Origin of the sequence: Ralstonia sp. UBA689 (assembly GCF_002298975.1) — a bacterium.
In the GTDB taxonomy this organism is placed as follows: Bacteria; Pseudomonadota; Gammaproteobacteria; order Burkholderiales; family Burkholderiaceae; genus Ralstonia.
The window spans coordinates 196,052-220,876 of sequence record NZ_DBMV01000001.1; the positions used below are offsets into that span (position 1 = coordinate 196,052).

Here is a 24,825-nt window from a genome sequence, read left to right on the forward strand (position 1 = left end):
ACATATGTGTTGTATATTTATCCCCATCGCGACAAACAAGGGAGGTCATGAAATACAGCGAGTTTCGCAGGTGGTTGAAGGAGCAAGGTGCAACGTTTGAGAAGCACCGAAGCGGCTCCAGCCACTACCGGGTGACGGTCAATGGCAAGACCACGATCTTTCCCGATCACGGCAGCAAAGAGATCGGTAAAGGGTTGGTCGAAGCGATTAAGAAGCAACTCGGTTTGAAGTAACAGAACTGCGGCTTTCGGGCCGCAGTTCCCTCGCGGTTCATGACCCCGCGCCAATGGAGTGGAAATGTTGTCATACCCCGTCAAACTGACGCCCGACACGAACGGCACGCTGCTGGTTACGTTTCCCGACGTGCCAGAGGCGATTACCGCCGGCGATGACGAGGCGGATGCGCTTGTTCAAGGCTTGGACGCTTTGGAGGCGGCGCTAGAAGTCTATTTCGATGAGAAGCGGCTGATCCCGATGCCGTCGAAACCTAAGCGTGGCCAGAAAGTGGTCACGCTGCCCGCGCTTGTGACGGCCAAGGTGTTGCTGGCCAACGAGATGGTGGCCCGGAAAGTGCGCAAGGCCGATTTGGCGCGCCTGCTTAACGTCAACCAGGTGCAGGTCGATCGGTTGTTTAAGTTCGGCCATGCGTCGAAGATTGAAGCCGTGGAATCAGCGCTTGCCGCGCTCGGAAAGCGGCTTGACGTTCGAGTGGTGTAACGCCACGCTATACAGATATGGGGCAGCTACGGCTGCCCTTTTTTTATGGGCCTGCGACCTTGTGCCGGAAATACAGCGCCGGGCGATCATCGAGAATTTCGTCCATTGCCGCCAGCTCGCGCGGCGCTGGGTTGAGCCATGCGTCGATGTTCTCCGGCTTGATCGGAACCGGGCAGCGGTCGTGCCCCGCCTCGGCAATCTCCGGCGGCGGATCGTCGGTGATGATGGCGAACGACAGCAGATCCTTCTCGCCGGGCTTGGTCGCACGCCAGTGTGACCACACGCAGGCGACAAGCAGCGTCTGCGGAGGGTCGGGGCGGAATTCGAGGATGACGTTTTTGCCGTCTGGCCCAGTTACGTTCTCGTAGAACGCGTCGACCAGGACCAGGCCGTGTGTGTGGCCGTACTGGCCTTTCCAGAAGCCGCGCAGGTTGTCGCGGCGGGCGTTGTAGGTGCCGGGGTACTGTTCGTCGTAGAACGCGGGCTTGCCGGCGGGGCGGCACTGGTAGCGCATCGGCTTGACGACGCGCCGGCCGTTCTCCATGACCATCACTGGCGCGTACCAGCCGGGGTAGATGCGCGAGTCGCGCGGCTTGAGCTCCGTGCTCTTCAGTTCTTCGAGTTTGCCTTTGGCGGCCGCGATCTTGTTGGTGGCGATGCGGACGTCTTCGGCGGCTTTCTTGGTGGCCTTGGTGGCGAGGCTCTGCTGGGCTTTCTCCAGCCGTTCGGTCTGCTTGGCCAGCTCCTGCAGCAGCGCGATCTCGTCTGCCGCCATGCGCGCGCGGATGACCTCGGCGATCTTCTTTTCTTCGTGAGTCTCGGGCGATTCGAGGAAATGCGCGGTCATTGCCTTGGGCACCCGCATCTTAGGGTTGTCGAAGTACTCGACCACCATGCGCGTGAATTCGTCCAGCGACATGATGGCGCCGTACTCGTGTACGAACCGTCGATAGTCGGCTTCGATTTGGGCGGAGTAGCACATGGGCGCGGCCTCCTGGCGGGGTGTCTCATCATACGCCGCGAGGCGCTTTACCTTCGGTCGCCCGGTGGCTGCTGCGCTTTCATCTTCGCAACCATCTCGGTCAAGGCCGGCGTAAGTTGCCCGCTTCATAACATTCGCGCTAAGGCTGCCCCCGACACAGAGGAGCGGGCGCACGCACAAGACCTGCTAGGCCACAAGAGTCGGCGCATGACTGAGCACCACGTGCGTAAGTGTCGCGAGCATGTGGTGCTGCCTGTGCACTGACAGATGTTTTGCAATTGTGCGCGGGGGGCGGGGCTATGATCGTGCACATTCGGCGCATGCGCGGAGCGCTTTGTCTTTGAATGCGACTACAAAAGAATCGGCATAGGGAGTTGAGAGCATGATGCGTCGAATTGCTGTTGTTGGTGACAGCCTGGAACGCGGCGGCGAAATAATGCCTTACGCCGGTCCGGTCTTCACCATGGGCGATGCTGGCCATCAAGTCGCTCTTATTGGTGGGCAGGCCTACTGTAGGGCGTGCAAGAGTACCGGGGTGATAGCGAAGGCAGGAGGGCCGAGGCGCATTGATTTCATGGGCGAGACTGCGGCAGACGGTGACATCGTGCTGTGCGGTTGCAACATGTTGGTTCCATGGACACCCTCACAGCCATATGCTTCGAGCGAAGGAAGTGGCCGAATGGCTTCTGCGCCGCCCTTTCGCCGGCTGTCCGTCTCCAGAAGTGATTACCGGAGCCGATTGGCAGGATAAGGCGAAAGGAAGAACGGGAATCATCTTCTTTGGCAGTTATTGGAGGCGCAACCTAAAGGAAAAGACTCCGACGGGGGATCACATCGATTTGTGGAATGGAGACCGCCTTACGCCAAGCTCGGAAACGACCCTTCGGTTTACGTTCGGCATAAGCAAGGTATGGAATCCTCTGTCGGTCATCGGCGTGGGGCCTGAAAATCTGTATTCCAATCTTGCAGACGCCAAACAGATCCTCTTCTGGGGGGTGGCATGAAGGTGGCGCTAGCCGCCATGCTCCTATTTGTCGTTGGGGCATTGGGCGGGGGGCTTCTCGCGCTTTATGTTGCTCTGCCGGCCGGAACCGTCGAATGCGGTGATGCATGCGGTACGCGTGCACTGATGTTTGCCTTGCGTTGCGGCTTAGTTGCCGGGCTGCTGTTGGCGGCTATCGGTTGGGTGGCGGCCAAGAGTCGTCAGGCCAAGCAGTCAGAGAGGCGATGACAATCGGACGGGCAGGCGATTGGCGTTATGGTGGACGCCCGATAGCGTTACAGCGACACCAGAAGAGGCCCCGGACTATCCGGGGCTTTTTTTATGGGCACGCGGTAGGACCGTCGCATCTGGCGAGGGCGCTTGGCGCGGCGCCACTCTCTGCAGACTGTGTCAATGGCGGAGGTGCGCCCGTCAATATCGACGTTGCAAACATGGCTCCGGCCGCATCTGCGATGCCCTGCGGGCGCTTCGCGGCTGCGCAGCCACGCGGTGCCCCCGAGCACCTGAACGCGCCTCCACGGGTCCCTGGCGCAGTCTGGTGGGTCTTCCCTGTGGGGGGGGAGGGCCGCCCGTCACCCGGGCGCGCGCGGTTGGGACCCCGCCTCACCTGCGCGCTTCATCGAGTGATTCTTATGCGGCTGCATAGATGGCTTGAAGCGGCTACCAGCAAGGCTAGGCAAGGTCGTCGCAGCCTCGGTGGACCTATGCAGATTTATGCACTCAGCCACTGCAATGGAGGATCTCCATGTTTGCATTGGCCGTCAACCGCGTGGCTCAATAGTGCTCGCGGACAAAAACGATACGTTCGCCGCCGGGGGTGTACTCGTGGGGCACTTGCTTCGACCAGTATGCGGAAGCCGCAACGACGACAACAAATAGCGCCAGTCCAATAGGTCGCAACAGCGCACCATCAAAGGTGCCGTCTATATCCTTTTCGGGTGCATCCGAATAGCGAGAACCAATTGCCGCCATGGCCAAACACAGGGCCATGATCCACAAGGCGGCGCCCCATCCATATCCCCGAATCGTTGCCAATTGTCCGCTTTCATCAATCATGGTGGCGGTGAACCTGACTGTATCCAGCGAGAGCAATACTGCAGCGATACTCGCGCGTGCGGCAAACCTCCAGTCCGCAGGATTGCGTGAGGGGATTTCGATGAGGCAGATAACGAAGGCAAAGTTTGCTAGCCAGGCAAAGTTAACTCTGTCGAAGGCGGATATCCAGCCCAACGTCAAAACGAAGAAGCCGGACATTGGAAAGGAGTACGTGGAGAGCGCTGTCTGCGTAAGGGATGCGACGTAGAACCCAATGGAGAGCAGCCAAAGCGTTATTGTCAGTGCTCCGATTGATGATTGTGGCCGTTTATCAGGCGCGGCGGTGAGGACCGCTGGCATCTCGTCTCCATTTGCCTGCGCTGGTTCGGCTGCTTCGTTTGCTGGTTGCGCGTTTGCAGCTTGCCATTGCCGGATAGCGTCGTTGGCCCTCGCGTTCACATCGGACGGAGCCATCCGGTCTTTGTAAGGGGACTGACTTCCAGATATCCCCGGCGCTGACTTCTGAACAGCCTGTGCCAACTGGTTCAAATAGCGCCGCCCTTGCCGCAGGTATTTCGTGGCCTCATCGAAGTCGAGCCGCATCATGAAGCTGTAACCAGCAAAGCTGTGGTTGCAGTTGACGTCCAGGTACAGGCCCCATTCGTCTTTAAGCAAATACCAGCCTTGCGGTTCGTGATCCAGAACGTTCACTACTACCCCACTTCGTTGTCATGTTGTTGGGAATAGCATCGGAAAAAGGTAATTTCCGTAATCCCACCCAAAAAAGCAACGTATCTGTTTGATTTAACACCGCTTTTCGGATTACCCCTAGAAGGTAATGTTCGGTAATCGAAAAGGTAATCTCAACGTAAGTCCTTGATTCTTATAGGTTCGAACAAGGCGAGAGGTGACTCTCTACAAAGGTAATGAGATTACCTATAGGTTACCAAGAAATTACCTTTGCTCGATGACCTGCAAAGCCTAGTCCCACAACGGTTTGCGGCCGAAGCGGCATGAGGGATTACCGAGATTACCTTTTCCCGATGGTCAACTGGAGCGGGCGGGGCGGCGCACCTCTGCCAGGCCGGCCGGCGAATGCCCGCACTCTCATGCTGTTGCCACGGTGCACCTGGCAGCCCGACGTTACGCTGCAGCCTGGTCATCCCTGAGCTGCACCACAACGCCCGTCCGGCCGCTGCAGTACCTGGCCCAGTCTTCCATCATCTTCCGCCGGCGCTCCAGCATGTCGCCTCGGCGGTAGGCGCCTTCCACCTTGTTTTCCACGGCGTGCGCGAGGGCCATCTCTGCCAGCGAGTCGGGGTATTCGGTGCATTCGGCTACCCAGTCGCGGAACGTCGAGCGGAAGCCGTGCACCGTGATGTCGCAGTAGCCCATGCGGTCGAGCATGTTCAGCATGGCCATGTTCGACAGGGGCTTGCCTTTCTTCTGGCCAGGGAACAGGTAGCCGTCCGCCGTCTTCTTCGCTTCCTGCACCAGGCGCACGGCGTCGACGCAGAGCGGCACGCGCAGCTCCTTTTCCATCTTCATGCGGTCGGGCGGCACAGTCCACACGCGGCGCTCCAGGTCGAACTCTTCCGGCCGCGCATGCAGTGCTTCGGTCGTGCGTACGCACGTCAGGATCAGCAGATGCAGCACGCGGGCCGCCGGCGCGTCGCGCGCCGTGAGCTGCGGCATGAACTCGGGAATCTGTTGCCAGGGAAGGGCGGGGTGGTGCTTCACCTTCTTGGACCGCTCGCGCTTGGGTAGCAGCTTGTCCAGGTGGCCGCGCCAGCGCGCGGGATTCTCGCCCGATCGCTTGCCCAGCACCTTGGCCGCGTCGAGCACGCACTCGATGCGCCCGCGCACCCGGCTGGCCGTCTCGGCCTTCTTCGTCCAGATCGGCTGCAGCACGCGCAGGACCATGGCCGTGTCCACGTCGCGGACGTCGACGTCGCCCATGATGGGGTAGGCGTAGGTGGTGAGCGTGTTCTCCCATTGCTGGGCGTGTTTCGCGTTCTTCCAGCCTTCGCGCTGCGACTCGATGTAGGTCCGCGCGGCGTCGCGGAAAAGCATCGAATTGGGGGTAGCTTCGGCGGCGCGCTGACGCTCTTTGCGCTCCTCGATGGGATCAATGCCGAGTGCCACCAGCTTGCGGCACCGCGCGGCCTCGGCTCGGGCCTCCGCCAGCGAGATGGCCGACAACGGGCCGAGGCCCATCTCGCGCGCACGCTTGGCCAGCGAGTAGCGGTAGATCCACGACCGCGAGCCACTATCGGAAATCTGGAGATACAGGCCGCCGCCGTCGGCGTGGTAGCCAGGCGTCAGCAGTTTGGCGACGCGCAGAGCATTGAGGCGGTGAATCTGTCTGGAGGAAGCCATACCCACAATCCTACCCACAATTGAGGGTGGGATTATTTGGGAGGCCCTGAGACGAGGCAAGAACGCTATTACCCACGAAACCCGCTATCTAGCGGGGATTGCGAGAGCGTCTGAGAGTCAGCGAGAGTCGCTGAGAATGAATCCTGGCGGAGAGAGGGGGATTCGAACCCCCGATAGGCTATTAACCTATACACGCTTTCCAGGCGTGCGACTTAAACCACTCATCCATCTCTCCGGAAGCCCGCGATTGTAGCACACCGTGCAGGCACGCCAAGCCCCAGCGCTCATCCCCGGGGAAAGGGCGCGATAGCGCATTTCTGGAGTCATGCATGGTGCAAGGGGCGGTCGCATTTGCCCGCGGATCGAGAAGTACTACTATTGCCGCCCCCAGCCGTTTGAACGTACGCTTTGCCAGCAAAAATACAAATGACAAGGAGGCCCCCTTCATGGACCTGGACGTCAACCACCGACCAGTCAGCGTCGACTGCGACCCGGCCACACCCCTTCTATGGGTGCTGCGCGATCACCTGAACCTCACCGGCACCAAGTTCGGTTGCGGCGTCGCGGCTTGCGGTGCATGCACCGTACATCTTGACGGAGCGGCCGTGCGGTCATGCGTGCTGCCGGTGGCGGCGGTGGCTGGCAAGCACGTCACCACAATCGAGGGGTTGGCCGGCGGCGATGGCAAGCGCCATGCGCTGCAGCAGGCCTGGGTGGACGAGCAGGTGCCGCAATGCGGCTACTGCCAGTCGGGCATGCTAATGGCAGCAGCGGACTTGCTGGCCCGGCAGCCTGACCCGAGCGACGCCGATATCGACGCCGCCATCACCAACATCTGCCGTTGCGGCACGTATCCGCGCGTGCGCGTGGCCATCAAGCGTGCCGCCAAGGCGCTGCGGGAGGGCCGCGCATGAACGCCAAGGCAACCAAACCGCGCAGCGGGCGACGCCGTTTTCTGTTGGGCGCGCTCGCCGTGGGCGGCGCGCTGGTGGTGGGCTGGGGCGTCATGCCGCCGCGTAGCCGCGTGGGCGATCCATCAGCGTTTCCCGAACATGCCGGCGAGATCGCCCTGAACGGGTGGATCAAGATCACCCCCGAAGGCAACGTCGTGCTTGCCATGCCGCGTGTTGAGATGGGGCAGGGTATCCATACCGCGCTGTCGATGCTGGCAGCGGAAGAGTTGGACATTCCGCTGGCGCGGGTGAGCATCGAAACCTCGCCGGTGGAACGCATCTACGGCAACGTGGTCGCCATGGGCGACAGCTCGCTGCCGCTGCATCCGGACAGCGCGGACAAGGCCTGGGCCCGCGCGCTGCATTGGATCATGGCGAAGAGCGCGCGCGAGATCGGCCTCATCATCACTGGCGGCAGCAGCAGCGTGGCCGACGGCTGGCAGCCCGTGCGCGAAGCCGCTGCCACGGCGCGTGCCGCGCTGGTGGAAGCCGCCGCGCGCGAATGGAACGTGCCGGCCGCGCAGGTGAGCGTGCGCGAGGGCCAACTGATCGGTCCGGGCGGCAAGCAGGCCTCGTTTGGCGCGATGGCGAAGACCGCGCGTGGCATCGGGGCGCCGTCCAACGTCGTGCTCAAGCCGGCCTCGCAGTATCAACTGATCGGCAAACCGGCGCCGCGCAATGATCTGGCCGCCAAGACCGACGGCAGCGCGCGCTTTTCGATCGATGCGCGCCCGCCCGGGATGCTGTACGCCGCCGTCGTGATGTGCCCGGTCTTCGGCGGCAAGCTCAAGACCTTCCAGTCGAAGGCGGCGCTTGGCATGCCGGGGGTGCGCTACGTGGTGCCGTTCGAGGGCACGGCAGGCGGTGCGCCCGGCGTGGCGGTGGTGGCCGATCACTACTGGCAGGCGCATCAGGCGCTGGCGATGCTCGAGCCGGTGTGGGACAACGGCCCGCACGCCACGCTCGACTCCGCCGGCATCCGCCAGCAACTGATCAGCGCGCTCGACAGCGACAAGAGCGGCTTCACCTACCGCTCACTGGGCGACGGCCTGAAGGCTTTCGACAAGGCCGACGGCGCCACCCTTGTGGAGGCCGAATACACCGCCCCGTATCTCGCCCACACGGCCATGGAGCCGATCAACTGCACGGCACAAGTGACGCAGGACGGCGTGCACCTGTGGGCGCCCACGCAGGTCGCCACGCTGGCGCAACTGGTCGCGGCACGCGCGGCTGGCGTGAGTGGTGACAAGGTCCACATCGACATTCCGCTGATCGGCGGCGGTTTCGGGCGGCGCCTGGAATCGGATTTCATCGGTCAAGCGGTCACCATCGCCACCAAGACCGAGGGCAAGCCGGTGCAAGTCATCTGGTCGCGCGAAGACGATGTCCGCCATGATTTCTATCGTCCGCACGCCATTGCACGGCTGAAGGCGCGTGTCGAGAACGGCAAGATCACGGCGATCGCCTCACGCAGCGCTGGCCAATCCATCCTGGCGGGCGAGCTGGACCGCCTGTTCGGCGCACCGTCGGCAGGCATTGATCGCTACACCGCCGAGGGGCTGTTTGACCTGCCGTATGAGATCGAGCACGAGCACATCGCGCATCTGGCGGTCGATCTGCCGGTTCCCGTTGGGTTCTGGCGCAGCGTCGGGCATTCGTACAACGGGTTCTTCATGGAGGGCTTCCTCAATGACGTGGCAACCGCGGCCAAGCTTGACCCGCTGGCGATGCGGCGTGATTTGCTGCGCGCGCATCCGCGTGAGCTGAAGGTGCTCGACACGGCAGCGCAGGCGGCCGGTTGGGGACAGCCGCTGGCGCCTACTGCCGACGGCGCACCGCGTGCGCGTGGGCTGGCGCTGCACCCGAGCTTCGGCTCGGTGGTCGCGCAGGTGGTGGAGGTGTCGTTGCAGGACGGCAAGCCGCGTGTACATCGCGTTGTGTGCGCTGTCGATTGCGGCACGGTCATCAACCCGGGCATCGTCGCCCAGCAGATCGAGAGTGCGGTCATCTTCGGCTTGACGGCTGTGCTGTATGGGCGGATCGAGATCAAGGATGGGCAGGTCGTGCAGTCGAACTTTTCCGACTACCCGGCGCTCAAGATGGCCGAGGCGCCCGTCATCGAAACGCACATCGTGCCCAGCACAGCGGAGCCCAGCGGCGTGGGCGAGATTGGCGTGCCGCCGATCGCCCCGGCCGTGGCGCACGCCGTGGCGCAGTTGACCGGCAAGCCGGTGCGGCAACTGCCGATCGCATAAAGACTTGTCTGCGATCCGCCGGCACTCGCTTTGACGCCATCGCACGCGCCCAGACGGTTTGGCTTCTGACTTTCCTGCCCTATGCGGCGCCTTGAATTTCTGTGAGCGGGCGGATAAAGGAAGGAGGCCTGTTTGAGCAAAGCGAGTTTGCCTCCTTCTCCGGCCGGTCACAGAAATTCAAGGAGGGGGTCGCCGCATCGGGCGCGCTTTTCTTTGCTTACTTTCTTTGGCAAGACAAAGAAAGTGAGTCGGCCCCGGCAGGGGACGAAGCCGAGGATGGACCACCGGCATCAATGATCAACGGATTACCAAATGAGAAAAGCCGCACACCCTGCACGGGCCTGCGGCTTTTTCTTTGGTCTTTGGTGTTAGTGAGCGACTCAGCCCGCATCCGGAAACACCGGCTCGCCCAGGTTCAGCATCAACCGATTGGCCCACGCAAAGATGGCAACGGCGTGGACCAGGTCCAGGATTTCCGCATCCGTCAGCCCCGCGGCTTTGAGCGGCTGCAGGTCTTCGGCACGCACGTCGCCGGGACGCAGCGTCAGGTCGAGCGAGAACAACGCAATGGCACGTTCGCGCGCATTCGTGCCAGCGGTATGCGGGTCTTCAAAGACCTGCTTGATGACGTCGTTGCGCTTGGCGAGCTGCTCGAAGCGCTGAGCATGCACGGACGCGCAATACACGCAGCCGTTCACGCGCGAGACGACCGCGCTGGCGAGTTCACGCTCGGCGCGCGACAGGCCGCCCGGCGCATACATGATCGCGTTGAACGCCGCCGAGCGCTGGCGCAGGATCTCCGGCTGGTGCACCAGGAAGCGGTAGTAATCCGATGTCTTCGCTTTGGGGTGGCTCTCTTCCAGCACGGTGATCTGCTCAGGCGTGGCGCGGTCGAGATCGACCACGTCGAGCCACGCCTTCCACTCCAGCGATTCGTTGGTGAAGCCGTGGGCGCGGATGATCTCGGTCATGCTGCGGTCTCCGTGGAGGCGGTGGGGGCGCTGGCATCGGCGGCTTCGCGCAGTGCGCGCAGGCCGGCCACCAGCCGCGTCTGATACGACAGGAAGGCGATGAGTTGCGCGAGCGTGACGACGTCCGCCGTGGCGAGTCCCGCAGCGGGCAAGCGCAGCAGCGCATCGCGGTCGCCTTCAATCGGGCGCTCGATCAGCGTGCGCGTGAAGGTGAGGATGGCGCGCAGGCGTGCGTCGGGCAGCGTGTCCACATCGCCGCGGTCGATGGCTTGCAGGACTGCAGCGTCGACCGGTGTTTCCGCCAGTCGCGCGCGATAGTGCTTGGCCAACTCAGGCGCTGGCGTCAGGCGGCAGGCATACAGCGCCACGAGCAGCCGCTCGCCGAGCGTGAGGCCGGGCAGGGACGCGTCGAACAGCGCGTCGTAGCTGCCTTGTGTGGCGGTTGCGACCTTCTCGCGAGCATGGCGAAGCGCGTGCGTGGCACTGCTGTCGTCCAGACCAGCAACCTGGTCGACCCCATCTTGGGCAGGCGTGAAATCCATCGATGAAAGGCTCCGAGAATCGGGTACGGATGCGCCGCGCGCAGCCACCGCACCGGCGAGGAAACGGCGGACTGCCGCCCACGATTGGGCATCGGCGCGGGCGTTGGCACGCGGCTCGCCGCCGCCTGTGCTGATGCGGCCCGACACCGGGTGCGCATAAACGAGCTGCGTGGTCGGCACGTAAGGGAAGACGATGGCGTGGCCGGCACCTTCGTAGTCGAAATGCTGCACGGGGTAGGGGTGGCGTACCTCGGCCAGCTTGGCGGTGACCATGCGTGAGTAGTCGCCTGAGGGCCAGGAGCCGTCATCGGTGGCGGAGAGCAACAGGATGGGCCCACGCGTGCGCTCGACGCGGATGCGGGCGCGCGCCACGGCATCGGCGTCCTGCAGCGCGGTGCGGATGGCGCGCTCGTGCCGGTGCGGCGCGGGACCTTCGTCAAACGGCGCCCAGGTGGCCGTGCGGTTGCCTTCCCACAGATGCGGCAGCGGCTGGCCGCGATACAGCCACGTCGGGCCTTCGCGCCCGATGGCCGGGTCGGCGGCATTCTGCGCGCTGTGCACGACGGCGCCCGGCACGTAGCCGATCACGGCGGATACGGCTTCCGGGAACGTCGCGCCCAGCAGCAACGCCAGCTCGCCGCCGCGCGACTGGCCGCTCACCGCAACAAAGTCGTGCAGCGGCTCGACGCGCCGGCGCAGCCAGGTGAGCGCGCGCTCGAAATACTCCAGCGGCGTGTTGGAAATGTAGTCCGACAGCCCCGGCGCCTTGAAATACGCCAGCGCAAACGCCGCATAGCCATGCGAGGCGTACAGCGCCGCGCGCGGTTCGTTGATGCCGCCGCCCGAGCCGTTGAGGATCAGCACCGCCGGGCGCGGGCCAGGGTGCGCATACGCGTCCGGCAGATACAGCGTGCCGACCAGTCCCTCGTCGCGCACCTCGTAGCGCGTCACACCCGGTGCGGCCAGCCGTTGCACGAAGCGTGCATGGACCGACTCGCCGTTGGCCGTGGCTGTGAGCGTGGTCGTCAGCGGTTCTGTCACGGGCAGCGGAAACACCTCGCGCGCCTTCCCGTCTTCCGGGCGCTGGCTCCAGACGAGGCCCATCGCGCTCACGCTGGTGTAGTCACCTGAGACGGGGGCGTCGCGCGTCAGGTCGACGGTGCCTCGCGCATCGGCAACGAACGCGGCGCGGCTGTGCCACAGCACACCGTTGCCACGACGCGTTTGCGCCACGATGCCGACCTGTGCGCCGGGCGTGAGCCCCGTCACGACGATGCTGCGCGACACGTCGATCAGGTCATCCGCCGGCGTAACGCTGAGCACGAACGTTTCCATGGCGCTTACTTGCCGTCCTTGGTGACCATTTGGGCTGCCGTGCGATCGCTCGTCATCGGCGTCACCTTCAGGCCCTTCTTGGCGGCCCACACGTTCTGGTAGTGGTACAGCGGCATCACGCCCACATCGTCGGAGACCAGCTTGACCGAGTGGCGCAGGATGGCCGCGCGCTTTTCGACGTTGAACTCCTCGGTGGAGGCGTTCAGCGCGTTGTCCACGGCCGCATTGCTGTAGTGGCCCCAGTTCGATGCGCCCAGGCCCTTCTTGGTATCGACCGTGGCCAGCACGTTGACCAGCGCGTAACTCGCTTCGCCGGTGCCGTTGCCCCAGGCCAGCATGCTCATCGCGTAGTCATTCTTGTTGGCGCGGCCCGAGTAGACCGACCAGGGCACCACTTCCACCTTGGCCTTCACGCCGATGCGCGTCCAGAATTGCGCCACGGCCTGGGCAGTCTCCGGGCCTTGCAGGTAGCGGTCGTTCGGCACATGCATCACCAGGTTGAAGCCCTGCGGGAAGCCCGCATCAGCCAGCAGCTTCTTCGCTTGCGCCGGGTCGTAAGCGATGTCCTTCACGTCGGGGTTGTAGCCGTAGGTGTCGGCGGGCATCCACTGGTTGGCGACGGTGGCCGCGCCTTGCAGGATGCGGTCGACAATCGCCTTGCGGTCGATGGCCAGCGACAGCGCCTGCCGCACACGCACGTCCAGCAGCGGGTTGTTCGGCAGCGGCTTGCCGTCATTGCCCGTGATGTATTCGTTCGGCCCCTTGCGGAAGCTCGGCTGCAGCAGCATCACGCGCAGGCCGGGGTAGGCGAACACCTTCACGTTGGGAGACTGGCGCAGGCGCGCGAGGTCCGACACCGACACCTTGTCGATCACGTCCACCTCGCCCGATAGCAGGTTGGCCGTGCGCGCGGCGGCGTTGTTGATGTAGCGGTAGTTGACCTTCTCCCAGGCTTGCTTGCCGCCCCAGTAGCCATCGTTGCGCGCCATCACCACGCGGTCGCCCGGCACATACGAGACGAACTTGTAGGGGCCGGTGCCCACCACGGCGCGGCCGGCGTTGTAGTCCTCGGTGGTGGACTTCTCGCCTACGTGCTTGCTGACGATGTGCACGGAGGCCAGATTCAGCGGCAGGTCCGGGTTCGGGATATTCGTCTTGATGATGAGCGTGAGCGGGTCTTTGGCCGTAACGGATTCCACGGTGCGCAGGTAGCCCGCGAATGTCGCCACGCTGCCCGGCACGCTGCGCGCGCGCTGGTACGAGAAGATGACGTCATCGGCGGTGAAAGGCTGGCCATCCTGCCATTTCACATTGGGGCGCAGCTTGAATTCCCACGTCTTCGGATCCAGCGTCTTCCACGACAGCGCCAGGCCGGGCTGCAGCTTGTTCCACTTGTTTTCGACCAGCAAATCCCAGAAGTGCACGTCGGTCGAGCGGTCGCCGGCGTGGTTGTTCAGTTGCGGGTCCAGCGACGACAGCGGATCGGCAAAGCCGATGTTCAGTGTCTGCGCGCTGACAGTACCGGCGGCGGCAAACAGGGCAACGGCAAGCGAAGAGGCGAGGAGGCGTTTCACGGTTGTTCCCTTAGTTGTTGTTTCGTTGGCTTATTGAAGATCGTTCAGATGACAGGCGCTGACATGATTGACCGCAATGCCACGCAAGGTGGGGGCCTCGGTCTTGCAGCGCGGCATGGCGTGCGGACAGCGCGGGTGGAAATGGCAGCCGGTCGGCGGGTTCAGCGGGCTGGGCATTTCGCCCTGAATGGCCGTGAACGTCTTGTGCCGGGCCGACAGGCGCGGAATTTCCGCCAGCAGCGTCTGCGTGTACGGGTGGTTCTGGCGGCGGAAGACTTCCTCGGCCGGAGCCGATTCCACCACGCGGCCGAGGTACATGATGACCACGCGATCCGACAGGTGCTCCACCACGCCCAGGTCGTGGCTGATGAACAGGTAGGTCAGGTTGAGTTGCTCGCGCAGGTCCATGAACTGGTTCAGGATCTGCGCCTGAATCGACACGTCCAGCGCCGCCACCGCCTCGTCGCAGACGAGCATCGACGGCTGCACCGCCAGCGCGCGTGCAATGCCGATGCGCTGCCGCTGGCCGCCGCTGAACTGGTGCGGATAGCGGTCTCGCAGTGCGGGGTCCAGGCCAGCGCGCTGCATCTGCGCGGCCACGTAGTCGGCAAAGTTGGCGCGGTCGGTCAGGCCGTGCACGCGCGCCGCCTCGCCGATGATCTCTTCCACGCGCAGGCGCGGGTTGAGGCTGGCGTATGGGTCCTGGAAGATCATCTGAATCTTCAATCGGGCATCGCGGGCTTCGGCGGCGGAGAGCGTCTCGACGGCCTTGCCATCGACGCGCACCTCACCGTCGGATGGCGGCATCAGCCCTGCGGCAATGCGGCCGAGCGTGGATTTACCGCAGCCTGATTCCCCCACCAGGCCGACAACTTCGCCCGGCCGGATCGCCAAATCGATGCCATCGACAGCGCGCACCACGGCGGGCGGTTGCGCCAGGCCGAGGCGTTGCAGCACGCGTCCGCCCGCGCCGATCTTGCGATCGCCGAAGCGCTTGCTGATCTGCTTGAGTTCGACCAGCGGCGTGCTCATGCGACCTCCCGCTGGTTGTCGATTCCTGCAGCCGGCAACGTGCCTGGATGGAAACAACGCACGAGGCGGCCGGCGTTTGGCTGCGTGAGCTCCGGACGCACACTGCACGCCTCGGATGCACGTGGGCAGCGCGCCGCAAACGCGCAGCCGGCCGGCAGCGACAGCAGATTCGGCGTCATGCCCGGAATTTGGCGCAGGCGCTGGCCACGGCGGTTCTCGCTCGGCAGGCTGTCGATCAGGCCCATCGTGTACGGGTGCAGTGGCGCATCAAGCACGGCGTCGACCGGGCCATGCTCGACGATGCGGCCCGCGTACATCACGGCCACCTCATCAGCCAGACCGGCGACGACGGACAGATCATGCGTAATCCAGATCAGCGCAGTGCCGTGCTGGCGCGCGAGCTTCTGCACCTCCGACAGGATCTGCGCCTGAATGGTCACGTCCAGCGCGGTGGTCGGCTCGTCGGCAATGATCAGGTCGGGCCGATGCAGCATCGCAATGGCAATCGCCACGCGCTGGCGCATGCCGCCGGACAGTTGATGCGGATAGGCGCGCAGGCGCTCCTCCGGGCTGGGAATTCCCATCAGGCCGAGCGTGTCGCGGGCGTGCTCACGGGCTTGCGTGTGGCTCATGCCGCTGTGTGCGCGCACGGCCTCGATCATTTGGGCGTCGATGCGCAGCACGGGGTTGAGCGTCATCATCGGGTCTTGGAAGACCATGGCGATGCGGTTGCCCTGCAGCTTGCGGAGTTCGCGCGCGGGCAGCTTTGTGAGATCGCGGCCCTGGTAGAGGATCTCTCCGCCGGTCACGCGGCCAGGCGGGTCAACCAGGCCCATGATCGAGAAGCCGGTCACGGATTTTCCCGAGCCCGATTCACCGACGAGCCCAAGGATGCGGCCGCGTGCGAGCGAGAACGACACGTCGTCCACCGCAGGCAGCACACCGTCGCGCGTGAGGAATTGCGTGCGCAGGTTGCGCACCTCCAGCGTCAGGTTCGCGGACGCGCTCATCGTTGCGTCCTCGGGTTCAGCACTTCGCGCAGGCGGTCGCCCACCAGGTTGATGGCCACCAGCGCCAGCAGCAGCGCGATGCCCGGATAGAAACTGATCCAGTACTGGCCAGACAGCATGTATTGGTATCCATTGGCAATCAGCAGGCCCAAAGACGGCTCGGTAATCGGCACGCCCAGGCCCAGGAAGGAGAGCGTCGCCTCCAGCGTGATCGCGCGCGCCACCTGCAAGGTGCCCACGACGATCAGCGGCGGCAGGCAGTTCGGCAGGATGTGCTTGAGCGCGATGCGCCAGCCCGGCAGCGCGAGCGAGCGCGCGGCTTCCACATACTCACGCCGGCGCTCGACCAGCGCTTGCCCGCGTACCGTGCGCGCGTAATACGCCCACTCCAGCAGCACCAGCGTCAGCACGACGTTGGTGATGCTCTTGCCGAGGTAGGCGAGGATCATCATCGCCACCAGCACGGATGGAAACGACAGCAGCAGATCGACCGCGCGCATGATCACGCTGTCGACCTTGCCACCCGCGTACGCGGCAATCAGCCCGAGCAATGTGCCAATGACAGCAGCGACCGCCGCCGAGCCGATGCCCACGCCCAGACTGATGCGCAGGCCGTAGAGGATGCCGGAGTAGAGGTCACGCCCCTGGCCGTCGGTGCCGAGCCAGTACGTGAACGTACCCAAGCCGTTGGGCGAGCCGGGCGTCAGGCGTGAATCCAGCACGTCGAGCTGCATCAGGTCGTACGGGTTCTGTGGCGTGATCCACGGTGCGGCCAGCGCAGCCGCCATCAGCAGCACAACGACGACCAGCCCGAAGATGGCTGACTTGGACGCCAGAAAATCCACCGCCACACGCCGCCAGGGCGACTGCTTGCGTGGCGCCGGCGCGGCCGTCGCTTGAGCCGCAGCCACCGCGGTTTGCGAGGTCGTGTTCATACCGCCTCCGCGTTATCCGCCGCGCGCACGCGCGGGTCCAGCAGGCGATACAGGATGTCGACGATCAGGTTGAGCGACACGAACAGGCACACCACGACGATGAGGTACGAGACGATGACTGGGCGATCCAGCGAATTGATGCTGTCCAGGATCAGCTTGCCCGCGCCGGGCCACGCGAAGATGCTCTCCGTCACCACCGCAAAGGCGATGGTCGAGCCCAGTTCCAGCCCCAGAACCGTCACCAGCGGGATCAGCGTATTGCGCAGCACGTGCGCCAGCACCACGCGCAGCGGCGACAGCCCCTTGGCGCGCGCAAATTTCACGAAATCCATCGGCAGCACCTCGCGCACGCCGGCTGACGTCAGCCGCAGCACCAGCGAGAGCTTGAATAGCGACAGGTTGACCGCTGGCAGCACCAGGTGCCGCAAGCCATCGACCGTCAGCCACGACCATTCGATGCCGAACAGGCGCGCAGTCTCGCCACGCCCGCTGGCCGGCAGCCAGCCCAGGCTTACGCTGAAGGCCATGATCAGCATCAGCCCCACCCAGAACGTCGGCAGTGAGAAGCCCACCACGCTGCCTGTCATCAGCAAGCGCGACACCGGATGGTTCGGGTACAGCCCCGCGAACAGCCCCAACGGCACCCCAATCACCACCGCGATGATGAGCGCCGCAAAGGCCAGCTCCAGCGTGGCCGGCAGGCGTTGCAGGATGAGCTGGATGGCCGGCTCGTTGTAGACGAAGCTCTTGCCCAGGTTGCCGTGCAGCGCGCCTTCGAGAAAGGCCAGGTACTGCTGCCACAGCGGCTTGTCCAGGCCCAGCTCGGCAATGATGCGGGCGCGCTCGATCTGGTCTACGTCCTGGCCGATCAGGATATCGACCGGGTTGCCGATGGCGTGCAGGCCCACGAAGACGATCACCGTCATCACCAGCACCACCAGCAGCGCCTGGCCGATGCGGCGGAGGAGCCAGCTCGTCATCGTGCGGCCTCCTGGCTGGACACGCTTTCCGCTTCCACGCCCGCTTCTAAGCCGATCGGTGGGGCGGGCGTCCATTCGTCTCCGAAGATTTCCGGCTCTGCATAGGCCTGGATGGCGGCGTAGTGGTCTTCGATGTCTTCCTGGTACAGCAGGCCGGCAATGCCTTGCGCCAGCCGCTTCGCACCTTCGCTGATGGCCGGGATGTCGCCCGACACGCTGCCGTGCGTGAGCGAGGCCGGATAGCAGAAGCAGTGCACGCGTGAGAGGCCGGGCAGTGCTCCTGGCGTTTTCTCGCGGAATTCGAACGTGGGGCCGAGGTCGGGTGAATCGCTCAGTTCGGCGTCTTCCTCGCCGGGGCGGGGCGTGTAGCGGTCGCGCCATTGGCGCACGTGCGGCGCCAGCGCGCTGAATTCGGGGCGCGCCGCCCAGTCGGTGCGGAAGCCCGTGGAGAAGATCAGGAAATCGAGTTGGAAGACGCCTTTGGTCGTCGCCACATGCAGCACGCCGTCATGCTCGTCCACGCCCAGGATGCCGCAGCCGAGGTTGAAGCTCGCGTTCGGATGCTGCGATACGCGCAGCGTGCTGCCGCGCGGCGGGGGCACTTGCTCGACGTTGATGTAATGGCGGATGCGCCATTTCCACGCATCAGGCAGGTGCAGGTGGCCGTGCACCAAGCCGGGACTGCCTGCGCCCTTGCCCTTGTTCACGCGCGGCAGGTCGGGGCGGCGGATCAGCAGGTCGACGCTCGCGGCGCCGGCCTCCAGCGCGGTCGCCGCTGAATCCATCGCCGAGGCGCCTGCGCCGATCACGCCCACGCGCTTGGCCGCAAGCGTGCCGTAATCCATCTCGTCGGACGAATGTGCCCACCAGCGGCGTGGCAGCCGGCGCGCGAACTCGGGCACCGAAGGTCCGCCCAGGCCATCGCGGCCGGTGGCAAGCACCACGCGGCGCGCGAACACGCGCTGCGTTGGCTGGCCCGGCACGTCGATCACGAGTTCGACGGCGCCATCCTTGCGCGGATGGATCGCCTTCACGTGGTGCTCGTTGCGCACGTCAATCTGCAACACATGGCGATACCAGCGCAGGTAGTCCATCCATTGCAGACGCGGGATCTTGTCGAGCACCTCCCACGCATCGGCGCCGAACTGCGCCTCGAACCACGCGCGGAAGGTCAGTGCGGGCAGGCCCAGCGCGGGGCCGGTCAACTGCTTGGGTGAGCGCAGGGTTTCCATGCGCGCGGTTGTAGCCCACGGGCCTTCGAAGCCGATGGGCGCGCGATCGAACACGACGGCGCCGATGCCGAGATGCTTGAGTGATGCCGCTGCCGCCAGGCCAGCCATGCCGCCCCCAATGATGGCCACGTCCAGCACCAGCTGGTCTTCCAGCACGTGCGGTAGCGTCCAGGATTTGGCGGGCAGCTCCAGCCAGGCAAGGTCCTGGCGCAAACGGGCTTCCAGCGCCGCGAGGCCATTGGCCTGCACCGCGTTGTCTTGTTGGAGAGCGGTCATGCGGACGCGCCTTCGGTTTCGTTGAGTGGTTCGCCGTACAGCACCTGCAGCATGCTGGCGTGACGTGCGGGGTCGTGCAGCTTGCAGTCGGGCAGCAGGCGCTGCGCGGCGCGGGAGAGCGCATCGATCAGCGCAGTCACGGCGGGCGCGGGCCGCTTGGCCTCGGGCGTGATCACGCCGAAGAAGAATGGAATCTCGGCGTCGATCGGCCGCACGGTCACGCCCTCGATCGGCACGCCGTAAGCCGTGACCGGCTCCAGCAGCGCCACACCCAAGCCGGCGCGCACGGCGGTGAGCGCGTTGAACGAGGCGTTGGTCTCGATCAGCAAGGTGGGCGTCACGCCGGCCTTGGCCAGCGCCTGATCCAGGCGACGGCGCAGGCGGTACGGGTTGTGCATCGTGACGATGCGACGCCCCGCGCAATCGGCCAGCGCCACACGTTTGCAGGCGGCCAGCGGGTCGCTCTCCTGCACGGCAGCCACGCAGGCCGATTCGCCAATCCAATGCACCGTCACGCCGCGATGCTCGAGCGGCAGGCTGGCGAGCCCCAAGTCGGCGGCGCCTGTGAGCACCGCGTGCACGACCTGCTCGGGCGAGGCGCTGCGAATCTGGATGTGCTGGGCGAGGTCAGGCTGATCGGCCAGCGCGGCAGGCAAAAGCCCCGCAGCCAGCGCCGAGGTGGCCGCCAGACGCAGCGGACGCGCTTCGCCACGGGCGATTTCTTCGGCGCGCGTACGGATCTCCCGCAGACTGATCAGGGTATGTTCAACGTCTTCATACAGCAGGAAACCCTGCTCGGTGGGCGAGACGCGGGGCCCCGCGCGCGTGAAGAGGGCATAGCCGATTTCGGCTTCCAGATCCTGGATGAGCCGGCTGATGGCAGGCTGCGAACGGCCCAGCAGCTTGCCCGCCGCAGTGACGCTGCCTGTCGACATGACGGCAGCAAATGCTTCGAGTTGTCGGAGTTCCATCTGCCTGATTGATCCAAGTCATGCATGTGGTTCATGCATTCTGTTAGAGGCAGTATGCGAATTCCAAATAGTATTTTCTTATGTGCTCATGCGTTTTACGCAAGCGCCCGCTATGCCTTGCGGTGAAGCGGTTGCCTGGGCAGTTGGCACCTCGGTGTGCACTTATTTGATGAACGTACCGTTCGGGCCGATCACCGACAGCTCGACGTAGTTCGAACCCTTGCGGCTGCCGGGGCCATAACGCACTTCCAGTCCGCCCAGGTCGATCGTGCCGGCGGACTCCAGGCCCGAGACGAAGCTCGCCCGCGTGGGCGTTTTGCCCGCGCGCTTGAACCCTTCGACCAGGACCCGGGCAGATGCATAACCTTCCATCATTGCGTACGACGGTGTCACGCCTGCAGCCTTGGCGCTGGCCGCGAGGTCACGGCCCAACTGCGAGGTTGAGCGCACCGGCGATGGCATCACCTGAGAGACCACCACGCCCCGTCCCTGTGGCCCGAGGGATTGCGCGAAGGCCAGGCTGGCATTGTTCGACAGCGCGGCCAGTTGCGCGGTGGCACCTTGCTTGTTCAGCGCTTCGACAAACGCGCGTGCCGTCGTGCCTGGGCAGGCCAGGATCACCGCCTGCGGCGAGAACTTGGCGATCTCCGCCGTTGCCTTGTCCACGTCGGGCTTGAGCCGGTCGACCGTGAAGATGCGGTGCGTATCGGCCGGTTGCTTCTGCGTGGCGTTGTTGAAGCCGGCCTCCGTGTCCTTGCCGAAGGTGTCGTTCACGTTGACCAGCGCCAGGCGGCGCAGGCCCAGTGTGTCGAAATAGCGGACCAGCTCCGCAATTTCCGTCTGATATTTCGCGCGCACCACGAAGAGCAGCGGATCGGGCTGGTCGAAAAACGTCGATGCGCCGGTCGATGGTGCCACCACCGGTGCGCCCGCCGCTCGGGCTTCGGCCATGATCGCCTCCGTATTGGGCGTGCCGCGCGGCAGGAAGAGGGCGAAGACCTGCTTGTCGATCAGCAGTGCATGCGCGTGTCTCTTGGAGGCGGTCGCGTCAAAGCCATCGTCTTCCGAGATCAGCTCGATCTTGCGCCCGTATACGCCGCCTGTGCGGTTGACTGCATCGATATAGAGCTTGGCGCCTTGCGTCATCTCCTTGACCTGTTCGCCGGCGGGGCCGGTGAAGCCCGCGGTCTGGCCGATGACGATCTTGTTCTCGGTGATGCCCGGCTCGGCCATCGACTGGCCCGACGCCAGCAGCAGACCGGAAAGCAGCGCGCACGCGAAGGTGCCGCGCCACGCGGAATTGAGCCCCGTCATGTCTCCCCTCGATTCTGGGTGGTTGTCTTATGGTTGTCAGTGCCGCCGCCGTGCCCGCGCACATGCGGCTGCCGCATGATCCTAGCCGAGAAGTCTTACGATTCCTGCCCCCGGATTTCCCCCAAGGGACACCTCGTTGTTGGAATGCTTCCATGCGTGAACAGCATAGGAAGTTCGCGTCCAATTGCCAGCGGCAGGCAAAAGAAAACCGCCGTGCAAGACGGCGGTTCTCGGGTCCACGCGACGATCAATCGGATCAGTTGTTCTGCTTGGTGATCTTCGTGCCTTCGATCGACGCGCCGGCCATCAGGCCCGCGTTGGTCAGGTTGAAGCCGATGATCGGTTGCTGCGCGGTGTTGGTGTCGACCACCCCATTCGCGCCGATCTTGGCCAGCGCCACGGTGGCATCCACGCCTGCCGTCCAGCCCTGGCTGTTCTGGAATTTCTGCAGCGCTTCGTCCGTCATGAAGAGGATGATGAGCGCGCGCGATTGGGCGCCAGCCTGGAAGCCCACCGACGCGGAGGCGATGTTGTAGTAGCCCAGCGGACGGCCGCCGCCCGTGCGCAGCACGCCTTCGCCGTACTGGCCGCCGACCACGAAGCCGGCATTGAGCACCGACGGGAATACCAGCACGCCCTTGGCGCGCGAGACCAGTTCGCGTGAACCATTGGCCGTGGTGTACAGGCGCGAGAGTACTGAGTCGGCCTGCGAGTTGGTGGTGGCGTGTTTGTTGGTCGACGTCATCACGTCGGAGCCCTGCGCACTCGGACTGGTGGTGGTACAGGCCGCGATCTGGGTGCCGAGCAGCGCGACGGCGGCAAGGGTGGCGGCGGTGCGGCGGCTGATCAGGTTCTTGTGCATGGCGATCGGTCCTAAGTGTTGTTGAGGAGGTGGGGCGCCACAGTCCTGCAAACCGAGCCGACGTGGGCCCCGTGCAATCGGCAAGGGTGTCGAACTGGCTGCAGCAAGCGGTGTGCCCACCATATCAGATGAACGGCTGAGCGCTCAGTTCCTGACATTAGGCGAGATTTGTGCCGCAGGTGGCGCTTTTCAGCGCTTGCTTTGTAAAAGCGCAAATCGATCGCTGTGCGAAGGGCTTTTCGCACGCGCAACAAAAAACCGGCGCGAGGCCGGTTCTTTGTGCAATGCGTGTGGCGCGTCAGATCCAGATGATCAACGCGACCCCGCCGAGGATGAGGCCAAACTTCACGACGTAATAGAGCTTGCGGTTCCACGCCTTGAAGCGGCGGCGGTACTGGCCCATCAGCCAGACGTAGCGGAATAGCTTGTTGATGCCGCCGGTCTGGTCGCCTTCGTCATTTGGCGAGCTGGCGGCGGTCATGACCTTGCGGCCGAGCCACTTGTTCACGCGCTGCGCCCAGCCGAATTTCATCGGGCGCTCGATGTCGCAGAAGAGGATCAGGCGATCCCGGTCGGAGCCGTTCTGCGCCCAGTGCAGGAAGGTTTCGTCAAAGACGACGCCCTGGCCGTCGCGCCAGCTATGGCGCTCGCCGTCGACCTCGATGAAGCAGCGGTCGTCGTTGGGGGTGGCCAGACCCAGGTGGTAGCGCAGCGAGCCGGCAAACGGGTCGCGGTGCGGGTTGAGCTTGCCGCCCGGCGGCAGTTCGGCAAACATCGCGGCCTTTACGCTCGGCAATTCTCGCAGCAGCGCCACCGTCTTCGGGCATAGTTGCTCGGCCGACGGGTGGCTCGCCTCATACCACTTCAGGTAGAAACGCTTCCAGCCATTCTTGAAGAACGAGTTGAAGCCGGCGTCGTCGTTTTTCTCTGCGGCCTTGATCTTGCGCAGGCTGGCGAGCGCCTGGGCCTCGTCACGAATCTCCGGCCAGGCGGCCTGCAGTTTTTCCAGATCGGGAAAGCGTTCGACCGGCACATAGGGCGTCTGCGGCACGCCCGAGAAGGCATACATGAAGCAGTTAACCGGGGCGACCACGGCGGAATGGTCGAACATCTGGCGCCAGAACTTCAGGCGCACCTTGCCGCGGAAGTGCACGTACAGAATGGAGCCCAGGTACAGGGCCACAATAATCCACTTGATCAAGGTGTGTTCCTTGCCGCGCTTGGGCGGTCAGTAGTTGGAGCGAAGTATTCGCGCGTAATTTTGTATTTTAACCGGGGCACGGTGACGCAGCGTTGAACCCGACCAACAGCTAGCCGTCGTTTTGTGACGTCGCATTATCGTTTGCGTTCGCTGTTCAATGCGGAACAAATGTGTTGATTTGTCGCGAAATGTGCTTCACGTTCTACAATCCGGTTTCTGCCCGGCCATGCGTCATGGCTGCGGGCGCAACCGGAGGGAGCGATGGACCTCAAGAAGCGCGTCGAACAACCCAGCGAAATGCCAGCGCTTGGCATGATGCCGGGCAGTGTGGAGTCGCTGAATGCGTCCATCCGCCGCGCGCAAGAAGCGCTTTCCGCCGTGTCTGCCCGGCTGCCACGTCAAGCATCAGCCGCCAGCCAGACCGCGGACCGGTTTGTCGAGACTGACGCCATGCCCCCGGCCGAGGCGCGCGCCGTTGCAGAGGGCTGCATTGCCGGAGAGGCTCCGGATGCGGCGTGCGTAGCGCGGGCGTTTTCTGCGTTGCTGGGCCAGATCAATGTGCTGGAAGCCGATCATGCCGGGCGGCGTCGCGTCCTGCGGCAGTGGATGGTGAGTCAGCTCACGTACAAGATGCTGTATCTGCATCACACCGGCCAGGATCCGAACGTGCCGCCGCGAACCCTGCGTGCGCAGAAGGAGCGGGTGAGGGCGCAGGTTGTGGCGCTGCTCGACGCCGGGCGCGCCTACGCCGATGTGCGCCTGGCCGACCTGCGCTTTGCCGAAGATGGCAGCGCAGGTAGCCAGGGCTAGACGCCTTATTCCTCGTCGTCGTCAGGCTCGTTATCGAGGAATTCGCGACGGGTGAGCCAGTCGGCGATGGCCTCGTCGCAGGCCTTCTTCAGTTTGGCCTTGTTGTCCACCTTGTCGAACAGCGTGAAGTTCATCAGCGCCAAGCCCAGGTCGGTGATGTAGAACATCCGCTTCGGATTCTCGAAGTGGACGATGCGGCCGTCGATGTCGCTATCGTCTTCGGGTTCGGCTGGCATGTCTTCGAGTTCGACCACGCGGCAGGTGAAGCGCGGCGCGCGGGTGTGGGTCAGATACTCGAACTCATCGTGAGACACTTCGCCGGACGGTGTGACGGCGATGGCGAACCCCCAGATAAAGCGCGGGGTCGGCAGATCCGACAGCTCGTCGATTTCATCCATCCTTATTTCTCCAATCTGATGACGGCTTGTATTAACGGCACATTATCGCGCGCCGCGC

At 64.2% G+C, this 24,825-nt stretch carries 23 protein-coding genes and 1 tRNA gene; 7 read left to right on the top strand and 17 right to left on the bottom strand.

Translation table 11 applies throughout. The annotated features are described in order from the left end of the window. Positions 1 to 47 precede the first annotated feature (47 nt). Entirely contained in the window at positions 48 to 233 is a 186-nt protein-coding gene (locus B4F51_RS01025; protein WP_296223234.1) for a type II toxin-antitoxin system HicA family toxin, read from the top strand. 64 nt (positions 234 to 297) lie between these two features. After that, positions 298 to 717: a type II toxin-antitoxin system HicB family antitoxin gene (locus B4F51_RS01030; RefSeq protein ID WP_296223235.1), complete on the top strand. Its 420-nt coding sequence runs from the start codon at positions 298 to 300 to the stop codon at positions 715 to 717. 43 nt (positions 718 to 760) lie between these two features. Here B4F51_RS01030 and B4F51_RS01035 read toward each other — a convergent pair whose 3' ends face one another. Continuing rightward, positions 761 to 1,699: an SOS response-associated peptidase family protein gene (locus tag B4F51_RS01035; protein ID WP_296223236.1), complete on the bottom strand. Its 939-nt coding sequence runs from the start codon at positions 1,697 to 1,699 to the stop codon at positions 761 to 763. Positions 1,700 to 2,084: 385 nt separating this feature from the next. On the opposite strand from B4F51_RS01035, the gene B4F51_RS24595 reads away from it, so the two are divergent. Further along, positions 2,085 to 2,450: a PAAR domain-containing protein gene (locus B4F51_RS24595; RefSeq protein ID WP_414706656.1), complete on the top strand. Its 366-nt coding sequence runs from the start codon at positions 2,085 to 2,087 to the stop codon at positions 2,448 to 2,450. Beyond that, positions 2,353 to 2,703, top strand: a complete 351-nt coding sequence (locus B4F51_RS01045; RefSeq protein ID WP_296223237.1) for a T6SS effector amidase Tae4 family protein — start codon at positions 2,353 to 2,355, stop codon at positions 2,701 to 2,703. The genes B4F51_RS24595 and B4F51_RS01045 overlap by 98 nt, the downstream gene beginning before the upstream one ends. A 773-nt stretch (positions 2,704 to 3,476) precedes the next feature. Here the strand turns inward: B4F51_RS01045 and B4F51_RS01050 are convergent. From B4F51_RS01050 to B4F51_RS01060, 3 genes are all read right to left on the bottom strand, one after another. Next, positions 3,477 to 4,448: a hypothetical protein gene (locus B4F51_RS01050; protein ID WP_296223238.1), complete on the bottom strand. Its 972-nt coding sequence runs from the start codon at positions 4,446 to 4,448 to the stop codon at positions 3,477 to 3,479. A 432-nt stretch (positions 4,449 to 4,880) separates the two neighbouring features. Then, positions 4,881 to 6,116, bottom strand: coding sequence for a tyrosine-type recombinase/integrase (locus B4F51_RS01055; RefSeq protein ID WP_296223239.1), 1,236 nt, complete (start codon positions 6,114 to 6,116; stop codon positions 4,881 to 4,883). A gap of 144 nt (positions 6,117 to 6,260) precedes the next feature. After that, positions 6,261 to 6,351 (bottom strand) — tRNA-Ser (locus B4F51_RS01060). Positions 6,352 to 6,562: 211 nt separating this feature from the next. Between B4F51_RS01060 and B4F51_RS01065 the strand changes: the two genes are divergently transcribed. Further along, positions 6,563 to 7,030, top strand: a complete 468-nt coding sequence (locus B4F51_RS01065; RefSeq protein ID WP_296223240.1) for a (2Fe-2S)-binding protein — start codon at positions 6,563 to 6,565, stop codon at positions 7,028 to 7,030. After that, the gene (locus B4F51_RS01070; RefSeq protein ID WP_296223241.1) at positions 7,027 to 9,324 is read left to right on the top strand and encodes a xanthine dehydrogenase family protein molybdopterin-binding subunit; all 2,298 of its coding nucleotides are present in this window, start codon (positions 7,027 to 7,029) and stop codon (positions 9,322 to 9,324) included. Before B4F51_RS01065 ends, B4F51_RS01070 begins: the two co-directional genes overlap by 4 nt. A 380-nt stretch (positions 9,325 to 9,704) precedes the next feature. Here the strand turns inward: B4F51_RS01070 and B4F51_RS01075 are convergent, their stop codons facing one another. The 12 genes from B4F51_RS01075 to lpxO all read right to left on the bottom strand — a co-directional run bounded on the left by B4F51_RS01075 (position 9,705) and on the right by lpxO (position 23,559). Continuing rightward, positions 9,705 to 10,295, bottom strand: a complete 591-nt coding sequence (locus B4F51_RS01075; RefSeq protein ID WP_296223242.1) for a peroxidase-related enzyme — start codon at positions 10,293 to 10,295, stop codon at positions 9,705 to 9,707. Next, positions 10,292 to 12,172 carry an acyl-CoA thioester hydrolase/BAAT C-terminal domain-containing protein gene (locus tag B4F51_RS01080; protein ID WP_296223243.1) on the bottom strand — a complete coding sequence of 627 codons (1,881 nt, stop codon included), beginning with the start codon at positions 12,170 to 12,172 and terminating at the stop codon, positions 10,292 to 10,294. The genes B4F51_RS01075 and B4F51_RS01080 overlap by 4 nt, the downstream gene beginning before the upstream one ends. Positions 12,173 to 12,177: 5 nt before the next feature. After that, positions 12,178 to 13,746, bottom strand: a complete 1,569-nt coding sequence (locus B4F51_RS01085; RefSeq protein WP_296223244.1) for an ABC transporter substrate-binding protein — start codon at positions 13,744 to 13,746, stop codon at positions 12,178 to 12,180. Between the two features lie 30 nt (positions 13,747 to 13,776). Next, the gene (locus B4F51_RS01090; RefSeq protein ID WP_296223245.1) at positions 13,777 to 14,778 is read right to left on the bottom strand and encodes an ABC transporter ATP-binding protein; all 1,002 of its coding nucleotides are present in this window, start codon (positions 14,776 to 14,778) and stop codon (positions 13,777 to 13,779) included. After that, positions 14,775 to 15,788, bottom strand: coding sequence for an ABC transporter ATP-binding protein (locus B4F51_RS01095; RefSeq protein ID WP_296223246.1), 1,014 nt, complete (start codon positions 15,786 to 15,788; stop codon positions 14,775 to 14,777). Before B4F51_RS01095 ends, B4F51_RS01090 begins: the two co-directional genes overlap by 4 nt. Continuing rightward, positions 15,785 to 16,723, bottom strand: coding sequence for an ABC transporter permease (locus B4F51_RS01100; protein ID WP_296223247.1), 939 nt, complete (start codon positions 16,721 to 16,723; stop codon positions 15,785 to 15,787). Before B4F51_RS01100 ends, B4F51_RS01095 begins: the two co-directional genes overlap by 4 nt. Further along, entirely contained in the window at positions 16,720 to 17,703 is a 984-nt protein-coding gene (locus tag B4F51_RS01105; protein WP_296223248.1) for an ABC transporter permease, read from the bottom strand. The genes B4F51_RS01100 and B4F51_RS01105 overlap by 4 nt, the downstream gene beginning before the upstream one ends. Further along, complete coding sequence (locus B4F51_RS01110) at positions 17,700 to 19,211, bottom strand: flavin-containing monooxygenase (RefSeq protein WP_296223249.1); 1,512 nt, start codon at positions 19,209 to 19,211, stop codon at positions 17,700 to 17,702. Before B4F51_RS01110 ends, B4F51_RS01105 begins: the two co-directional genes overlap by 4 nt. Beyond that, positions 19,208 to 20,182, bottom strand: a complete 975-nt coding sequence (locus B4F51_RS01115; protein WP_296223250.1) for a LysR substrate-binding domain-containing protein — start codon at positions 20,180 to 20,182, stop codon at positions 19,208 to 19,210. Before B4F51_RS01115 ends, B4F51_RS01110 begins: the two co-directional genes overlap by 4 nt. Positions 20,183 to 20,344: 162 nt before the next feature. Next, positions 20,345 to 21,496, bottom strand: coding sequence for an ABC transporter substrate-binding protein (locus B4F51_RS01120; protein ID WP_296223251.1), 1,152 nt, complete (start codon positions 21,494 to 21,496; stop codon positions 20,345 to 20,347). A 256-nt stretch (positions 21,497 to 21,752) separates the two neighbouring features. Continuing rightward, complete coding sequence (locus tag B4F51_RS01125) at positions 21,753 to 22,358, bottom strand: BPSL1445 family SYLF domain-containing lipoprotein (RefSeq protein ID WP_296223253.1); 606 nt, start codon at positions 22,356 to 22,358, stop codon at positions 21,753 to 21,755. 298 nt (positions 22,359 to 22,656) lie between these two features. Further along, the gene (lpxO, locus tag B4F51_RS01130) at positions 22,657 to 23,559 is read right to left on the bottom strand and encodes a lipid A hydroxylase LpxO (RefSeq protein ID WP_296223254.1); all 903 of its coding nucleotides are present in this window, start codon (positions 23,557 to 23,559) and stop codon (positions 22,657 to 22,659) included. A gap of 261 nt (positions 23,560 to 23,820) precedes the next feature. On the opposite strand from lpxO, the gene B4F51_RS01135 reads away from it, so the two are divergent. Further along, complete coding sequence (locus B4F51_RS01135) at positions 23,821 to 24,369, top strand: hypothetical protein (protein WP_296223255.1); 549 nt, start codon at positions 23,821 to 23,823, stop codon at positions 24,367 to 24,369. Positions 24,370 to 24,374: 5 nt separating this feature from the next. On the opposite strand, the gene B4F51_RS01140 is transcribed toward B4F51_RS01135, so the two are convergent. Next, a complete protein-coding gene (locus B4F51_RS01140) occupies positions 24,375 to 24,767 on the bottom strand; it encodes a hypothetical protein (protein WP_296223256.1) in 393 nt (130 codons plus the stop codon). Positions 24,768 to 24,825 lie beyond the last annotated feature (58 nt).